At 64.1% G+C, this 577-nt stretch carries 1 protein-coding gene; it reads left to right on the top strand.

Features of this window, described 5'->3' with window-relative positions:
* A partial coding sequence (locus GCU60_RS19560; RefSeq protein ID WP_204262355.1) for a hypothetical protein occupies nt 1–577 on the top strand: 577 nt, incomplete at both ends.

Below are 577 nucleotides of genomic sequence, written 5' to 3'. Positions count from 1 at the left end.
GCTATGACGTCGACGGACAGCCCCTATCCACCCATATGGGGCGTGGGGTCCTCAGGGACCTACAGACGGCCCTCCACGAGGCCCTACAGGCCTTCATGCCCGATCTGGAGAGGGGGAGGGCGCGGAAGGCTCGCGCAGAGGCCGGAGCGGCTCCTCATGAGCTCGTGAACCGGTCCGTAGCAGAGCTTCACACCGACCTGCCCCTGGAGATCGAGGCGAAGCGCCAGGAGCTCGCCGAGCTCAAAGAAAAAATCCTGAAAAACGAGGTTCGGGCCGAAAAGGCCAGAGCGAAGGCCGAGCAAGACGAGGATCGTGCAGAAAAGGCTCTGAAAAACGCCGAGATCTACGAACGTCGGGCGTCAGAAGCCGAGGGGAAGGTCGAAGGGCTGGAGGCTCAGATCATAGCTCTGGAGAGGGTCGAGGCAGCGAAGGGTGCTGCTGAAGCGGCGCGGGACCAGGCCCTAGAGGCGCAAAAAGGCGCGGAGAGCCGCGCAGAGGCGGCTGAGAGCCGCATGAAGGACCTGGAGACGGGTGGGGTAGCCGCGATCAATGAAGCCGCCTCAGTGGCCGCTCAGGC

Source organism: Blastococcus saxobsidens (genome assembly GCF_010682065.1).
Lineage (GTDB): Bacteria > Actinomycetota > Actinomycetes > Mycobacteriales > Geodermatophilaceae > Blastococcus > Blastococcus saxobsidens_B.
The sequence above is the reverse complement of the archived record's forward strand: the minus strand, read 5'-3'. Positions and strand labels throughout refer to the sequence as shown.